The organism is Georgenia wutianyii (assembly GCF_006349365.1).
Taxonomy (GTDB): domain Bacteria; phylum Actinomycetota; class Actinomycetes; order Actinomycetales; family Actinomycetaceae; genus Oceanitalea; species Oceanitalea wutianyii.
On sequence record NZ_CP040899.1, the window covers coordinates 3394037 to 3409558 of the forward strand.

The following is a 15522-nucleotide window of genomic DNA, read 5'->3' on the forward strand; positions in this document are numbered from 1 at the left end:
CCTGTCAGGTCCGCACGGCCTCGGGTCAGGTCGGCAGGCCCAGCTCGTTGTGGCCGAACTCGGTGAGGAAGCGGGGCCCGCGCTCGGCGAGCTCGCTCTCGTACGTGGCGCTCCAGTGGCGGTAGGGCGAGGTGGCGAGGGAGTCGTTGGCGAAGCGGGGATCGTCGCTGACCTCGCTCACGCAGAAGTCGGGGATGACGAGGTCGGTGACCGGGCCCCCGCGCTCGCACTCGGCGACGACGAGCGGCGCGTTGCGCCCGAGGAAGGAGTCGACCACCCAGCCGTCGGTGCCGAGCCACAGCGCGTACCGCAGCTTGGCCACGAGGTCCCCGCCGAGGCGGACCATCGCCAGGCCCGCGGTGACGTCGAGCTCGCGCTCCGCCTCGTAGCGGGTGCCGCCGACGTAGGGGCCCTTGGCGGTGAGGGCGCAGAACGTGAAGGACGCGGCCTCGAGCAGCTCGCGCTCGTCGCCCGGCAGCGGGCCGGCCGGCGCCGGGCCCTGCAGCCGGATGCGCAGCGCGTACCCGTCGGCGGCGAGGAAGTAGCTCTGCACGATGAGCACCGGGTCCGGCTCGCTCAGGGCAGCGTCGGGCAGCGCACGGACGAAGAACTTGCGCTCGAACTCGAAGTCACCGTGACCGGCGTCGCTCATGGTCCCCAGCGTACGGGCCACGGGCGGGGTCCGGGTGCGCCACGCGCACGGCAGGGCCGCACCGCCCGGCGCCGACGTGGCGACCGGGTGGTGCGGCCCTGGGGTCTAGCGGGCGGTGACGGTGGCGACGTCCAGACCCGGCAGGTAGCCGGCGTCCCCGCTGTAGACCGCGGTGACGACGGTGAGGAGACGCACCGGCGGCAGCTGGACCTCGACGGTCCCGTCCGCGTCGAGCGCCACCCGGTCGATGACGCGGAAGCCGGACGTCACGGTGACCGAGCCGGTCGGGACGGGCGCCCCGCCCCGGGCCAGCACCGAGACGCTGACCTCCGGCGAGCTTCCCCGCGGGACGCGCGAGGCGGCGTCGAGGTCGACCCGCGCGAGCGCCGGCAGGACGACGTAGGTCGCGCTGCGGCTGGCCGAGCCGGTGACGTCCCCGCTACCGGGGAACACCGCGGTGAGGCGGTGGGACCCGGCGGCCAGGTCACGGGGCAGCGTCACGGTCGCCGTGCCGGTGAGCCCGCTGGTGGTGAGCTCGCCGGTCGCGACGACCACGCCACCCGCGTGGATCTCCACCGGTCCCGACGGCGCGGCGGAGGCGCCGACGACGCTCACCGCCGCCGTCGTCTGGTCGCCGTAGCCACCGAGGCTGCGCGACAGGCGCAGCGTCGTCGTCGAGGAGGACGGCGCGACCTCGACGACCACCGCCGCGGAGACCGAGGCCGTGAAGGCCGCGGAGTCCGGGGCGTAGGCGGCGGTGAGCGAGTGGCTGCCGGCGCCGAGGGTGACGACGGCGCTCGCGGCGCCGCCGGTGACCGGGGCCGTGGCGAGCTCGGTGCCACCGTCCAGGAAGGTCACGGTGCCGCTCGCCGTCGCCGGGTCGAGGCTCGCCGTGAGGGTGAGCTCGGACCCGACCGCGGCCTCGCCGTCGACGGTGAGCGTCGTCGTCGTCGCGACGGCGACGGGCTCGGGGACCGTGACGTCGACGACCTGCGCCCGCTGCCCGAAGGCGTTGTGGGAGTGCAGGACGAGCAGCGGCCCCACGTCGGTGCCGGCGGCCGGGTCGCGGTGGACCGTGAGGTCGCTGGTCGACGGGACGAACAGGCCGTTGAGCGGGATGTCGCCGCTGGTCCACAGGTCCGGGGCGAACGGGTCGTAGGCGAACGGCTCGACCATGTCGACCAGGCCGTTGCCGGTCGGGGAGTACTCCCCGAAGGTCCACACCGCGAACGTCGGGACGACCGCCGGGTTGAACAGCCCGAGCGGGATCGGCGCGACGAGGACGTTGTTGTCGTACACGGTGGTGTCGACGTCGCCCCACTGGCCGTTGACCGACGAGCGCGCCAGGCTCTGCCCGGTGCGGATGTCGTAGGTGTGGGCGATGGTGACGTCGGTCTCCGGGTCGATCTTCTGGACCGCGGTCTGCAGGTCGGGGATCCCGTCGCCGGTGACGTCGGTGTCGATGACCGGCAGCGTCGACGTGCCGAGCGTGGGCCACTGGCCCGCCATGGCGATGCCGATGCCGACGTACCCGAGCGCCGGGTCGAACCCGGCCTCGGCGATCCGCGGCCCGGTGGACATGGCGCCGACGTACCGGATGTCACCGGCCGCGATCTGGGTCGGGGAGGTGGAGCCGGGGTCGACGTCGGGCAGCTGCGGGCTGGTCCGCATGAGCTCGAGGACGGCGGTGCTGGAGGTCCAGCCGCCGGAGTCGACGTGCCGGCCGGTGACCTCGAGCGGCGCGGTGAGCGCGTCCGCGGAGGCGAACTCCACGGGCTCGACCGTGAGGTCGGAGACGAGCCGCGGCGCCGCGTGGACCGGGACGTGGAGCGTCTCGCCCGAGGCTCGCGGGGTGAGGACGAGCTGCCCGGCGAGCGCCGAGACGAACTCGCGGGGGACGCCGACTCCCGAGACGGGGTCGGACGTCGGGTCGATCTCCCGCACGAGGGTCTGCGGGTCCACGGTGAGGGTGACCGTGACCGTCGCGGGACGGCCCGGGCGGACCTGCACGCGCGACGGGCTCGTCGTGATCGTCGCCCCGCCCATCGAGCTCGCGCCGTCGAACCCGGTGGTGAAGTCGCCCGCGGCGCGGCCGAGGGTCTCGACCGTGACGGTGCGGCTGATCCGGACCGTCTCCTCGGCGACGTCGACGACGCCGAAGGCGACCGAGACGTTGCGCGGCGCGGCGGAGTCGTAGGCGATGACCTGGCTGGTGACGGCGGACAGCGCGTCGACGCGGCCGGCGCCGACCCGCTCCGGGCCGTACAGCGGGCCCTCCGGCCCGGGCCGGGAGTAGACCGGGTTGGTCGCGGTGTTCATGATGACGGCCTTGACCTGCTGCGGCGTCCAGGCCGGGTGCTCGGCGCGGACGAGCGCGGCGATGCCCGCGACGTGCGGGGAGGCCATCGACGTGCCGGTGAGGGTGGTCGGCATGGAGCCGGTGCCCGAGGCTGCGGAGGAGATGCGGGTGCCGGGGGCCGCGACGTCGGGCTTGACGACGCCGAGCGAGCCGTGGGCGCCGCGCGAGGAGCCGGGGTTGAGCATGTCGGCGACGGTGTCGTCCCGGGTGAGGGCGGCGTCCTGGTAGGACGGGCCGAGGCGCACGGTGAGCGTGCCGGCCTCGATCTCCGGCAGGAGCAGGTCGGTCACCCGGGCGGTGAGCTGGGCGCCGGGCGTCTGCGGGTTGCCGCCGATGCCGGCGGTGAAGATCGGGGCCTCGGTGCCGATGAGCACGCCGACAGCGCCGGCCGCGGTCGCGTTGTTCCAGCGGGCGCCGCTCGCGCAGGCGCGGGTGGCGTCGTTGTCGTCCCACGAGAGCCAGACGATCTTGCCGGCGACCTGGTCGGCGTAGGCGGTGAGCGGCGTGCAGCCGTCCACGCCCTCGCCGAGGTAGACGACCGGGGCCTCGACGTCCGCGGTGCCGGTGTAGTTCACCGTGTTCTGCGCGGCGTGCAGGCCGACGAGGGACTCGTCGGCCGCGCCGACGACCTCGACGGCGTCGAAGACCATGACGTCGGCGACGGAGTTCGCCACCGCGAGCGCGGAGCCGGTGTTGCCCGGCGAGCCGCCGACGTCGGTCGCGTCGCCGGAGTTGCCGGCCGACATGACCGACAGCGTGCCGAGGTCGGCGAGCCGGTCGACGAAGAGGTTCTCCGGGTCGTCGACCGGGGCGGCCAAGGCGCCCAGGGAGAGGTTGATGACGTCGAGGCGGTCGGAGAAGTCGAGGTCGCCGTTCGGGTCGGCCGCCCACTCCAGCGCGTTGATCGTCACGCCGGTGGACCCGCCCACGTCACCGAAGACCTTGAGCGCGTAGATGCCGGCCTCGGGCGCGGAGCCCGGGCCGACCTGCCAGTCGCTGATGTCCCCGACGTCGCCGTAGTCGCCGCGGAAGGTGGTCCCGTCCGCGGTGACGCCGTAGCCCGCGGCGGTGCCGGCGACGTGCGTGCCGTGGCCACCGCCCGCGGTGTGGTGGGCGTCGATGGGGTTGGGGTCGGGCTGCGGGACGAGCGTGGAGCCCGGCGTCAGCCCGGAGGCGTCGTACAGCGGGCCGGCGAAGTCCCAGCCGCCGAGGTACTTCGCGCCGTCGAACAGGCCCTCGGGCACCGGGCCGGTGCCGTCCTCGCCGTAGGCGGCGGCGTAGGCCTCCAGGGTGCCGGGGCCGCCGAATGCGGCGTGGGTGTAGTCGACGCCGGTGTCGATGATGCCCATGCGGATGCCCTCGCCGGTGTTCCCGTAGGACTCCCAGACCTGGGCCGCGCGGGTGAGGACGTCGACGTTCTTGTTCGTCGGCTCCTTGAGGGTGACGAGGTGGACGGCGAGGACGTCGTCGGACGCCGCGAGCGCCCGGACCTGCTCCGCGTCGCCGGTGACGACGGTGCCGGCGACGAGCGTGCTCGTCACCGAGAGCCGCTGCGGGGCGGCGCTGCGGCTGCGGGCCTGCGCGGCGGCGGGGACGACGTCCTCGGCGAGGGTCTCGACCTCGGCCGCGGCCGCCTGCGCCTCGGTGCTCGAGCCGCCGGACTCGACGACGTCGAGGGCGGAGGGTGCGTCGAGCTGGACGAACGCCGTGACCGTCCCCTCGGCCGCGCTCAGCGACTCGCTCACCTTGGTGTCCGGGGCGAGCGACGGGAGGGAGGGGGGTGGGTCGGTGTCGCCGGCGGCCGGGACGGCGCCCAGCACGGTGACAGCACCGAGCACGAGTGCGCTGGCTGCTGCGGTCAATGATCGGTGCATCGACACTCTCATTTCGGGAGGGGGACCTTGACGGCTCCGTCAAGAACGGGCAAACGGGGTGGTGGCTCAAGGTATCGCCCCGCACTCCCGCCCGTCACCCACCCTGGGGTGGATCGTCGGCTGACCGGCCGCCGTCCCCGGGGTGTGCGGGCACGGTCCGTCGCTCCCTGAGCGGCGGCCGCACGCCGCCCCTACAGTGGCGCGCACGGACGGACGAGGGAGTCGCCATGGCGCAGCAGACCGGACCCGCACCCGAGAGCTCGGTCGTCATCGGGGACCCGTACCACGTCCACCCCGACGGCGTCCGCGAGCCGCCGACGACGTGGCGCGGGTCGCTGCGCTTCTTCGGCCCCGGGCTCATCGTCTCGGCCTCGATCGTCGGCGCCGGGGAGCTCATCACCGCGACCGCGCTCGGCGCCGAGGCCGGCTTCGTCCTGCTGTGGCTCGTCATCTTCTCCACGCTCGTCAAGGTCGCCGTCCAGGTGGAGATGGCCCGCTTCTCGATCGTCACCGGGCTGGGCGGCATGGAGGGCTACACCCGCGTCCCGCCGCGGGTGGGCAACGTCGGCTGGGTCTTCGTCCTGTGGGCCCTCATGGCCCTGTCCAAGCTCATCCAGACCGGCGGCCTCATCGGCGGGATGGCCGCCGCGCTGAGCATCCTCCTGCCGATCGGCTCCGGGCCTCTCGAGGCGACGTCGCTGACGATCTGGGCCGTCGTCGTCACAGTCCTGGCGATCGTCACGCTGTACTCCAACCGGTACGGGCTCATCGAGAAGGTCGCCGTCTTCCTCACGATGACGTTCGTCGTCGTCACCCTCGTCATCGCGCTCGGCCTCCCGGCGACCGAGTACGCCTACTCCGCCGGCGACCTCGCCTCCGGCCTGACCCTGTCGCTGCCGGTCGGGGCCATCGGGGTCGCGGTCGCGATGTTCGGGCTCACCGGGGTGGGGTCGGAGGAGATCACCGCCTACACCTACTGGTGCCTGGAGAAGGGCTACGGCCGCTGGTCCGGACCCGACGACGGCTCGGAGGCCTACCGGCGCCGGGCGCGCGGGTGGATCGCCGTCATGCAGAAGGACGCGCTGGTCGCGTGGGTGATCTACACGGTGAGCACGATGTCGTTCTACGTCATGGGCGCCGCCGTGCTGCACCCGCAGGGGCTCGTGCCCGAGGGCAACGACATGATCGAGGTGCTCTCCCAGACCTATGCGAGCGTCCTGGGCGAGTGGGGCCGGGTGCTCTACCTCGTCGGCGCGCTCGCCGCGCTCGGTTCGACGATCTGGGCCGCGGTGCCGTCCTGGGCACGGTCGTGGGCGAACGCGCTGAGCATCCTCGGGGTCTTCGACTGGGCGGACGCCGACCGGCGCAACCGGTGGATGCGCGTGTTCATCGTCGCGCTGCCCCTCCTCTGGCTGCTCACCTACCTGTGGATCTCCTCCCCGTTCGTCATGATCCTCATCGGCGGGGTGGCCGGCGGCATCTTCCTCGCCGCCGTCGCCGTCGCCGCCTGGTACCTGCGCGCCCGGTACGTCCAGCCGGAGCTGCGTGGCGGCCGGTTCGCCGCGAGCGCGCTCGCCGTCAGCGGGATCGCGATCCTCCTCCTCGGCGTCTACTCGGCACTCAGCGCCACCGGGCTCGTCTCGGTGTGAGGGGCCGGGCGGTCGGCGGCGCGGGTGAGGCGGCCGGCGACCGTGCGGAGGTGGTCGCGCAGCGACGCGGGCGACTCGACGGTGAAGTCGGCCTCGAGCTCGACGAGCGCGACGGCGAGCCACCGCACGGAGTCGCCGTCGAGCCGGAGCCGACTGGTGCGCGCGTCGACGGGCTCGACCTGCCCGATCGTCGCCCAGCGCCGCATGCGATCGCTGTCCGCCGGCTCGTGGACGAGGACGACCGCCTTCTCCTGCCACAGGTCGCGCACCCGGCGCTGGAGGTAGGCCCCGGCGTCCTGCCCGGGCAGCTCGCGCGGGGTGAAGCGGCGGCCCAGGGGGATGCGGGGGCGGAGCCGGTCGACGCGGAAGGTGCGCCAGTCCTCCCGCTCGACGTCCCAGGCGACGAGGTACCAGCGCCCGGTCCAGGCGACGAGCCCGTAGGGCTCCACCTCCCGCCGCGACTCGGTGCCGTCACCGCGGACGTAGTCGAAGCGCAGGCACAGGTGGTCGCGGCAGGCGCCGGCGAGGGTCATGAGCACCTCGGGGTCGACGACGGCGACCCCCGGCAGGTGGACGACGCTCTCCCCCAGCCGCTGCACCCGCGCCCGCAGCCGCGCGGGCAGCACCAGCTGGAGCTTGCCGAGGGCGCGCTGGGCCGCCTCCCCCACGCCGTGGACGTTGCTGCTCGCCGCCGTCGTGAGCGCGATCGCGGCGGCGACGGCCTCGTCGCTGAGGAACTGCAACGGTGGCAGCCGGGCGCCGTCGCCGAGCCGGTAGCCACCGCCGACGCCCTTGACCGCGTGGACGGGGTAGTCGAGCTCGCGCAGCTTGTCGACGTCGCGGCGCAGCGTGCGGCCGCTGACGCCGAGCCGCTCGGCGAGCTCGGCGCCGGGCCACTCGCGCCGCAGCTGGAGCAGGCTGAGGAGCTCGAGCATCCGCCGGGAGGAATCCACCATCTCCCCCACCCTTCCCGGTGCAGCGGACAGTGGGTGTCCGCTTCGGTTCCTAGCGTGGCAGGTGCCAGCCCCACCCGGAAGGACGTGCCATGGACCTGCACCAGCTCGACGCCTTTGCGGCCCGGAGCGTCGACGTCACACTCGCCGAGTTCCATCGCCACCAGCACCTGCCGGTCTCGCGCCCGGTACGCCCCCAGTACCGCCGCCGGCACGCGGCCGTGGCGATGGGCACCACGCTCGGGGTCGCCGTCCCGGCCGTGACGACGGTCGTCATCGCGGTGGTCCGCTAGGAGTCGGTGGTGGGAGGTGGCCCCTCCCGCCACCGGCACGGACGCGCGGTGGAGGGCCGCGCGCCGGCACGTGCGACCCCGGGAGCTACCGGCTCCCGGGGTCGTCGCGCAGCAGGGTGAGCGCCGGTGAGCCGGACGGTGAGGACGAGAACTGCGGCGGTGTGCCGCAGCGCGATCGTCACCGCGTCCGCCGGCCGAGCGCAGCGCTGGCGAGCGCCGTGGCCACGGCCCCGAGCGCGCGGCACCCCGCGGGTGTCCCCGCCGGTTTCCTGCCACCAAGTCCCCCGGCAGCACTCCCGAGCGCCCGCCACCCGGCGTGTCGCCCGCGTGTCGCGGACTTGGTGGCAGATTCTGCGCGCTCGGCGGGCCGCCGGGGGGCGGCCGGTCCGCCCAGCCCGCTGCGCCGGCGCGTGGGCGCGGGGCGCGCGGCCCGCGGTGTCACCGCCGGTTTCCTGGCACCAAGTCCCCCGGCAGCACTCCCGAGCGCCCGCCACCCGGCGTGTCGCCCGCGTGTCGCGGACTTGGTGGCAGATTCTGCGCGCTCGGCGGGCCGCCGGGGCGGGCCTGTCAGTCCTCGGGCGGCTCGGAGTGGATCGTGGCCATGACGCGCACGCGGCGCGAGCCCGGCGGGCGCTGGGACGGGTCGTCACGGGCCTCGAACTTCTCGAAGAGCGCCATGATCTCGTCGCCGAGAGCAGCCGCCTCCTCCGCGGTCGCCCAGATGCTGCTGTTCATCAGCCGGGTGGCCTCGAGCCACTCCTGCGGCTCCTGGCCGAGGCGCTCCATGGCCGCCCACACCCGCTGCGAGCGCTGCTGGAAGGTCATCCGCGCGAGCTCGACGGTCGCTTGGACGGAGCCGGGGACGTCGGGGTCGATGCCCGTGGCGTAGCCCCGGCGGGTGACCGGGCGCCACGGCTTCTCCCGGCCGCGCGGGGCCGCGCGCTCGATGAAGCCGTACTTCTCGAGCATCCGCAGGTGGAAGGAGCAGCTCGCCACCGACTCACCGGTGAGGTCGGCGCACTGTGTCGCCGTGAGCTCGGCGTGCTCGCCCAGGAGGTCGAGGAGTCGCAGGCGCAGGGGGTGGGACAGCGCCCGGATCCGCTCAGGGGCGTTGATGAGCTCCCGGTCCTCCATTGGCATGCCACAACTCTAGAGGTCTCTTGCGCAAGAAGTGCTGTCCACTCCCGCCACCCCGCACCCGCGCTCCGGCCCCCACCGCCCACGACCTGCCGCCCTCCTTCTCCGCCGAGCACTGGATCGCGCACGTCCGGATCCCCTTGCCCCTCTCGCGGATCGCTGGCCGAGCGCTGGATGCTGCACGCCCACACCCGGCCGCCGCCGCTGACCCGCGGCGGGAGGGAACAGGCAGCGCTGAATTTCGGTTGTCCCGCCCACCGCCCGCTGCGAGGGTGGACCGCCTCGACGGGCCGCGCGCCCACACCCCCTCCCCGCACCTGACCCTGACCCCGCACCAGGGTGCGACCAGGGTCCTGCCGGATACCGCTGCCTGCCTGCTCACGATTCGCTGGGACCATGCCGGACCTCATCACCGCGCTGCCCGAGGCGTTCAGCCCCGCGCTCCTCGTCGTCGCCGCCCTGCTCGCCTTCCTCGAGTCCGCCCTCGGCCTGGGGGTCCTCGTGCCCGGCGAGCTCGGCGCGGTCCTCCTCGGGGCCGCCGCCACCACCCCGGTGCAGGCGCTCCTCGCCCTCGCCGTCCTCACGGCCGCGGCCTCGGCCGCCGACCACGTCGGCTACGCCGTCGGGCGCCGCTGGGGCAGCCGCCTGCGCGGCACCCGTCTCGTGCGGCGGCTCGGCACCGAGCACTGGGACCGGGCGGGGACGATGCTCCGCCGCCGCGGCGCGAGCGCGCTCGTCGTCAGCCGCCTGCTGCCCCTCGTGCGCACGCTCATGCCGGCCGCCGCGGGTGCCGCCCGGATCCGCTACCGGCGCTTCCTCGCCGGGTCGGTCACCGGCACGCTCGTGTGGGCGGCGGGCTGGCTCGCCGTCGGCACCTTCGGCGGCCTGGCCCTGCCGCACCTGGCCGACTCCCTCGGCCGGCTCGGGTGGGTCGTGCTCGCGGGTCTCATCGTCCTCGGCGGTCTCCTCGTCCTGTGGCGACGGGCGCGTCAGCGGGCGCTCGTGCGCGCGCTCGACCTCGCGGTCCCGGAGCGCGAGCTCACCCGGGTACCGGCGCCGTGCCCAGGTCCCTGAGGAGCACCGGCTCGGCCGTCCCGTCCGGGCGCGGCCGGCGGCCCGTCTCCCGGTAGCCGAGGCGCACGTAGAGCCGCCGGGCGGCCTCGTTGTCCTCGGCGACGTGCATCATCACCGCCCGCCCTCCGCGCGCACGCACCCGCCCCTCTGCGGTCGCGACGAGCAGGCTGCCGACGCCCCGGCGCGGTCAGGCCGCGCGGGCGGACTCGTAGCGGCGCAGCGCCTCGGCCCGCTCCGCGGCGTGGTCGACGATGCGCTCGGGGTACCCGTGGGCGAGCCCGTCGGGCACCCGCCACGGCTGGTGCACGGCCGCGCCCGGGACGTGGGCGAGCTCGGGGACGTGGCGGCGCACGTAGTCGCCCGCCGGGTCGAACCGCTCCCCCTGGCTCACCGGGTTGAAGACCCGGAAGTAGGGGGCGGCGTCGGTACCGGTGCCGGCCACCCACTGCCAGCCGTGGTTGTTGGAGGCGAGGTCGCCGTCGGCGAGGTGGGCGAGGAAGTGGCGGGCGCCGTGGGGCCACCACACGTGGAGGTCCTTGACGAGGAAGCTCGCCACGACCATCCGTGCCCGGTTGTGCATCCACCCGGTCTCGCGCAGCTGGCGCATGGCGGCGTCGACGAAGGGGTAGCCGGTGCGCCCCTCCTCCCACGCGCGGACGTGGGCGGCGGGCGTACCCGCCGGGTCCTCGTAGGCCATCGAGCGCAGGCCATCGTTCAGGTCGCTCCACGCGGAGGCGGGGTGGTGCCACAGGACGTCGGCGTAGAACTCCCGCCAGCACAGCTCGGTGACATAGCGCCGGGCGGCCTCGGTGCGCCCGGCCGGGTGGGCGGCGACGTCGGCGAGCATGGTCCGCGGGTGGATCGTGCCGTACTTGAGGTGGACCGACATCTGCGACGTCGCGTCGAGGTCGGGGCGGTCACGGGCGGTGTCGTAGCGGGCGAGGTCGGTGTCGAGGAACTCCGCCCACCGCTCCCGGGCCGCGGCCTCGCCGACGGCGTGGGTGGGCGGGCCGTCGGCGCCGGGCAGCTCCTCGGTCGCCACGCCCCGGCGCCACCGGAGCCGGGCGGGCGGCGGGGCGGGCGGCGGGCTGCCGTGGTCGCGCCAGGCCCGGGAGAAGGGGGTGAAGACGCGGTAGGGGTCGCCGTCGGCCTTGCGCACGACGCCCGGCCCGACGGCGTAGGGGGTGCCGGTGGCGACGAGCGGCACGTCGCCCAGGGCCGCGGCGACGCGGGCGTCGCGGCGGCGCCCGTAGGGGGTGGTCTCGCGGCTCACGTGGACGCTGCCCGCGCCGGACTCCCGGACCAGCCGGGGGACCTCCTCCTCCGGGCGGCCGGTACGCACGACGAGCGCGCGGTCGGTCGACTCCCGGAGGTCCTCCAGGGCCGCGACGAGATGCGCGCGGCGCACCGGGCCGGCGGTGGCGAGCAGCGCGGGGTCGACGACGAACACCGGCAGCACCTGCCCGCCCTCATGGGCGGCGAGCAGCGCCGGCAGGTCGTGGAGGCGCAGGTCGCGGCGCAGCCACAGGACGGCGGTCACGGCACCATCCTCCGGTCGCCGCGCCCCGCGCGCCCGGGCTACCGGGTGACGGTGATGCGCGCCGTCGTCGTGTGCTCCTCGCCGAGGGCCAGGACGACGGCGTCGCCGAGCGCGTTGGCGGTCTCGACGCACACCATCGAGGGCCACTCGTCGTCGCCGTAGTCGGGCATCGCGGCGGCCTTGTCCACCCAGGGGTTCCACACGACGGTGTTGGCCGAGCCGTCCTTGTCCACCCCGATCCGGCGGCCGGCGCCCTCGTCGACGACGACGGCGGTCGCGGTGCTCGCGTAGACCCGGTCGGTCTCCCCGGTGAACGTCACCTCGCCCTCCTGGGTGAGGAGGTCAGGGCCGGCGCCGGGCGCCTTGTCGAGGTAGGTCGCGCCGTCGAGGCCGTCGACCGTCGTCGTGCGGACGTCGGAGACGGCGAGGTAGGTGTGCAGCGCCTCCTCGTAGGAGATCTCCTCGGGCCCGGTGTTGCGGACGGTGAGCGCGACGGTGAGCTCGCGGCCGAAGGTCACCGTGCAGGTCGCGGTGAACGGGTGCGGCCAGGAGGCCGCGGCGGGGACGCCGGCGGCGTCGGCGTCGGTGAGGCGCAGGGTGAGGGTGACCGCGCCGTCGCGCTCCTCGGCGGCCTCGAGCCGCCAGGGGGCCAGGCGCGCGAAGCCGTGGGCGGGCGGGGCGAGGCCGGGCTCGCGGCCGGGCCCGAACCACGGGAAGCAGATCGGGATGCCGCCGCGGATCGGCTCGCCGGGCGCGAAGTGGGACGCCCCGCTCATCCAGATCACCGGGTCGGCGCCGGCGGGGGTCCACGCGGTGACGTGGGCGCCCTGGAGGTAGAGCTCTCCCGTGGCGAGCGCGGTGGCGACCCGCACGACGGGCAGCCCACCCTCCCCCTCGGCGAGCGTGACGGACTCGGGCAGGTCGGCCGCGGTGCTGGTCATGGCACGGGACGCTACCCGCCGTCGGGCCGGGGTCGCAGCGGTTGTCACCAGTTGCCCCGGTCAGACCCCGCACCGCGCCTGTCGAAGCCGCCCTCCGGCCGGACCCGGGCCGATAGCCTCCGGGCATGCTGCGCCCAGGGCTGGTCCAGGCACTGGCGGACACCGCCGTCACCGCGCCCGCCGCCGTCCTCGACCTCGCGGCGCTGCGCGCGAACGCCGCCGACCTCGCCGCGCGTGCCGGCGGGCTGCCGGTGCGGGTGGCGACGAAGTCGGTGCGCTGCCGGTGGGTGCTCGACACGCTCGGCGCCGAGCGGGTCATGACGTACTCGGCGGCGGAGTCGGTGTGGCTCGCGCGGCACGGCCACGCGGACGTCCTGCTCGCCTACCCGACCACCGACACCGCCGCGCTCGCGCGGATCGCCGCGGACCCGCTCGTCCGCGAGCGCGTCACGGTCATGGTCGACCACCCCGACCACCTGCGGCTGCTCACCGCGGCGGGCGCGGGGCCGCGTCGCCCGGTGCGGGTGTGCCTCGACCTCGACGCCTCGCTGCGGCTCGGTCCGCTGCACCTGGGTGTGCGCCGCTCGCCGGTGCACACCCCCGCCCAGGCCGCCGCTGCCGCCCGCCGGGTGCTCGCCACCCCGGGCCTGAGGCTGCACGGGGTCATGTGCTACGACGCGCAGGTGGCCGGGCTGGCCGACTCCTCCGCGGCGGTCCGCGCCGTCAAGACGCTCTCCACACGCGAGCTGGGCCGCCGCCGCCCCGAGCTCGTCGCGGCCGTGCGCGAGGTGGCCGACGTCCCGCTCGTCAACGTCGGCGGGACCGGCAGCCTCCACCTCTACGGGCGCTCCGGGGAGGTCACCGAGGTGACGGCCGGCTCCGGGCTGCTCGGCCCCACGCTGTTCGACGGCTACCGCGCCTTCCGCCCGCGGCCCGCGCTGTTCCTCGTCTCCCCGGTGGTGCGCCGGCCCGGGCGCCGGGTCGCGACGGTGTTCTCCACCGGGTTCACCGCCTCCGGGCCGCCGGGCCGCGACCGGCTGCCGACGCCGGTGCACCCGCCGGGTCTGCGGCTCACCCGGGCGGAGGGCGCCGGGGAGGTCCAGACGCCGGTGGCCGGCGCGGGCGCCGACGCGCTGCGGGTGGGTGACCTCGTGTGGTTCCGCCCGGCGAAGTCCGGGGAGCAGCTCGAGCGGGTGAGCACCGTCCACGTCGTCGAGGACGGCACCGTCCTCGCCTCGGTCCCGACCTACCGCGGTGAGGGCGGGTGCTTCGGGTGACGTGGGAGAACTGGTCCGGGACGGTGGCGGTGACGCCCGCGGAGGTCGCCTGCCCCCGGGACGTCGAGGAGGTCGTCGAGGTCGTGCGGCGCGCGGGCCGGGCGGGGCGCCAGGTGACGGCGGTCGGCTCGGGACACTCCTTCACCCCGCTGGCCGAGGCGCGCGACGTCCAGCTGCGCCTGGACCACCTCACCGGGATCGTCGCCGTGGAACCGGGCGGCCGGGTGCGGGTGCGGGCCGGGACGCGACTGCGCGAGCTCAGCGCGCTGCTCGCGCGGCACGGGCTGGCGCTGGAGAACCTCGGGGACATCGACGCGCAGACTGTGGCGGGCGCCGTCGCGACCGGGACGCACGGCACGGGCGCCCGGTTCGGCGGTCTGGCGACTCAGGTGGCCGCGCTCGAGCTCGTCACCGGGGACGGGCGGCTGCTGCGCCTGGGCGAGGGCGCGGGGCCGCCGGTCGAGGGCGTCGTGGTCGGGCTCGGCGCACTCGGGGTGGTCACCGAGGTGACGCTGCGGTGCGTGCCGGCGTTCACGCTGCACGCGGTGGAGGACACCGAGCGCTACGACGCCGTCCTCGAGTCGCTGGACGAACGCGTCGAGCGCCACGACCACGTCGAGTTCTACTGGTTCCCCTACACCGACCGCTGCCTCACCAAGACGAACACCCGGCGCCCGGGTCCCCCGGAGCGGCCGCTGCCGCGCTGGCGGCGGGTGCTGGAGGACGAGGTGCTGAGCAACGGCGTCTACCGGGCGGTCAACGAGGTCGGGCGCCGCCGGCCGCGGGCGGTCCCGGCGCTCAACCGGCTCGCCGCCCGGGCGCTGTCGCGGCGCGAGTACGACGACGTCTCCTCGCGGGTCTTCGCCACCACCCGGCGGGTGCGGTTCGTGGAGTCGGAGTACGCCGTGCCGCGGGAGTCGCTCGTGCCCGTGCTCGGCGCGCTGCGGGCGTGGGTGGCGGCCCACCCGGAGGCGGCCGTGCAGTTCCCGGTGGAGGTGCGCTTCGCGGCCGCCGACGACGTGTGGCTGTCCACCGCGTACCGGCGTCCCACCGCCTACGTCGCCGTCCACCAGTTCCACCGCTCCCCCGCGGCGGACTACTTCCACGCGGTCGAGGCGATCGCGGCGGAGCACGGCGGGCGTCCGCACTGGGGAAAGCTCCACGGCCTGGACGCCACCGCGCTCACCGCGCGCTACCCGCGCCTCCCGGAGGTCCTCGCCCTGCGGGAGGAGCTCGACCCGCAGCGGGTCCTCACCAACCGCCACCTGCGCCGCCTGCTCGGAGAGTAACGAACCTCACACCTTTCGCGGTCCTGACGCGGAACATGCAACCCCCCTCCCTGACGTTATGTCACACGGAGCACGACGAGACCAGGGAGGAGAGCCGTGAGGCGACGCAAGTACGTGGAGTTCGAGGGGGACGACGGGACGACGCTGCGCTACGCACGCCACGCGAACGGTGGCGGGTTCGTCGAGCGCACGGCGCGGGCGCACCCGACCGCCTGGATCGCCCCCGGCGCCTACGTCGACCCGGGTGCCCGGGTGGGCGCCGAGGCACACCTCGACGACGGCGCGTGGATCGACCGTGGCGCGGTCGTCGCGGCCACGGCGAGGATCGGCAAGAACACGCACATCGGCGCCAACGCCGTCATCGGGCGCGGCGCCCGGGTACGGGACGGGGCGAAGGTGGCCTCCGGGGTCCGCGTCGCGGACTTCGCGGTCGTCGACCCCGACACCATCGTCACCGCGGACCTCACCGCCGCGTGAGTCTGCG

The 15522-nt window shown here is 75.2% G+C and carries 12 protein-coding genes and 1 pseudogene; 6 read left to right on the top strand and 7 right to left on the bottom strand.

Annotation, left to right across the window (positions count from 1 at the left end):
- Positions 1-25: 25 nt before the first annotated feature.
- Positions 26-652, bottom strand: a complete 627-nt coding sequence (locus FE251_RS15080) for a CYTH domain-containing protein (protein WP_139072301.1) — start codon at positions 650-652, stop codon at positions 26-28.
- Between the two features lie 105 nt (positions 653-757).
- The gene (locus tag FE251_RS15085; protein ID WP_139949180.1) at positions 758-4873 is read right to left on the bottom strand and encodes a S8 family serine peptidase; all 4116 of its coding nucleotides are present in this window, start codon (positions 4871-4873) and stop codon (positions 758-760) included.
- A gap of 239 nt (positions 4874-5112) precedes the next feature.
- On the opposite strand from FE251_RS15085, the gene FE251_RS15090 reads away from it, so the two are divergent.
- Entirely contained in the window at positions 5113-6534 is a 1422-nt protein-coding gene (locus tag FE251_RS15090) for an Nramp family divalent metal transporter (RefSeq protein ID WP_139072299.1), read from the top strand.
- Here the strand turns inward: FE251_RS15090 and FE251_RS15095 are convergent.
- Positions 6495-7490, bottom strand: coding sequence for a helix-turn-helix transcriptional regulator (locus FE251_RS15095; protein WP_139072298.1), 996 nt, complete (start codon positions 7488-7490; stop codon positions 6495-6497). The genes FE251_RS15090 and FE251_RS15095 overlap by 40 nt on opposite strands.
- An 89-nt stretch (positions 7491-7579) precedes the next feature.
- On the opposite strand from FE251_RS15095, the gene FE251_RS15100 reads away from it, so the two are divergent.
- Entirely contained in the window at positions 7580-7780 is a 201-nt protein-coding gene (locus FE251_RS15100; RefSeq protein WP_139072297.1) for a hypothetical protein, read from the top strand.
- Between the two features lie 567 nt (positions 7781-8347).
- On the opposite strand, the gene FE251_RS15105 is transcribed toward FE251_RS15100, so the two are convergent.
- Positions 8348-8920: a helix-turn-helix domain-containing protein gene (locus FE251_RS15105; RefSeq protein WP_218013648.1), complete on the bottom strand. Its 573-nt coding sequence runs from the start codon at positions 8918-8920 to the stop codon at positions 8348-8350.
- 393 nt (positions 8921-9313) lie between these two features.
- On the opposite strand from FE251_RS15105, the gene FE251_RS15110 reads away from it, so the two are divergent.
- Complete coding sequence (locus FE251_RS15110; protein WP_139072296.1) at positions 9314-9991, top strand: DedA family protein; 678 nt, start codon at positions 9314-9316, stop codon at positions 9989-9991.
- On the opposite strand, the pseudogene FE251_RS15115 reads toward FE251_RS15110, so the two are convergent.
- From FE251_RS15115 to FE251_RS15125, 3 genes and pseudogenes are all read right to left on the bottom strand, one after another.
- A pseudogene (locus FE251_RS15115) lies at positions 9957-10163 on the bottom strand (GNAT family N-acetyltransferase); the annotation flags it as partial. The gene FE251_RS15110 and the pseudogene FE251_RS15115 overlap by 35 nt on opposite strands.
- Before the next feature lie 15 nt (positions 10164-10178).
- Positions 10179-11531 (bottom strand): cryptochrome/photolyase family protein, encoded by a 1353-nt coding sequence (locus FE251_RS15120; RefSeq protein ID WP_139072294.1) that lies wholly within the window; start codon positions 11529-11531, stop codon positions 10179-10181.
- 38 nt (positions 11532-11569) lie between these two features.
- Positions 11570-12472 (bottom strand): D-hexose-6-phosphate mutarotase, encoded by a 903-nt coding sequence (locus FE251_RS15125; protein WP_139072293.1) that lies wholly within the window; start codon positions 12470-12472, stop codon positions 11570-11572.
- A 125-nt stretch (positions 12473-12597) separates the two neighbouring features.
- Between FE251_RS15125 and FE251_RS15130 the strand changes: the two genes are divergently transcribed.
- The 3 genes from FE251_RS15130 to FE251_RS15140 all read left to right on the top strand — a co-directional run bounded on the left by FE251_RS15130 (position 12598) and on the right by FE251_RS15140 (position 15515).
- Positions 12598-13749: an alanine racemase gene (locus FE251_RS15130; protein WP_176554690.1), complete on the top strand. Its 1152-nt coding sequence runs from the start codon at positions 12598-12600 to the stop codon at positions 13747-13749.
- Positions 13737-15038 (top strand): D-arabinono-1,4-lactone oxidase, encoded by a 1302-nt coding sequence (locus FE251_RS15135; RefSeq protein WP_139072292.1) that lies wholly within the window; start codon positions 13737-13739, stop codon positions 15036-15038. The genes FE251_RS15130 and FE251_RS15135 overlap by 13 nt, the downstream gene beginning before the upstream one ends.
- Positions 15039-15134: 96 nt before the next feature.
- Positions 15135-15515, top strand: coding sequence for a DapH/DapD/GlmU-related protein (locus tag FE251_RS15140; RefSeq protein WP_139072291.1), 381 nt, complete (start codon positions 15135-15137; stop codon positions 15513-15515).
- Positions 15516-15522 lie beyond the last annotated feature (7 nt).

Excerpts from the sequence above, each read along its gene's own strand:
- FE251_RS15125 (WP_139072293.1), bottom strand. The coding sequence starts at position 12,472 with ATGACCAGCACCGCGGCCGACCTGCCCGAGTCCGTCACGCTCGCCGAG.
- FE251_RS15080 (WP_139072301.1), bottom strand. The coding sequence starts at position 652 with ATGAGCGACGCCGGTCACGGTGACTTCGAGTTCGAGCGCAAGTTCTTC.
- FE251_RS15090 (WP_139072299.1), top strand. The coding sequence starts at position 5,113 with ATGGCGCAGCAGACCGGACCCGCACCCGAGAGCTCGGTCGTCATCGGG.
- FE251_RS15130 (WP_176554690.1), top strand. The coding sequence starts at position 12,598 with ATGCTGCGCCCAGGGCTGGTCCAGGCACTGGCGGACACCGCCGTCACC.
- FE251_RS15095 (WP_139072298.1), bottom strand. The coding sequence starts at position 7,490 with ATGGTGGATTCCTCCCGGCGGATGCTCGAGCTCCTCAGCCTGCTCCAG.
- FE251_RS15110 (WP_139072296.1), top strand. The coding sequence starts at position 9,314 with ATGCCGGACCTCATCACCGCGCTGCCCGAGGCGTTCAGCCCCGCGCTC.
- FE251_RS15105 (WP_218013648.1), bottom strand. The coding sequence starts at position 8,920 with ATGCCAATGGAGGACCGGGAGCTCATCAACGCCCCTGAGCGGATCCGG.
- FE251_RS15100 (WP_139072297.1), top strand. The coding sequence starts at position 7,580 with ATGGACCTGCACCAGCTCGACGCCTTTGCGGCCCGGAGCGTCGACGTC.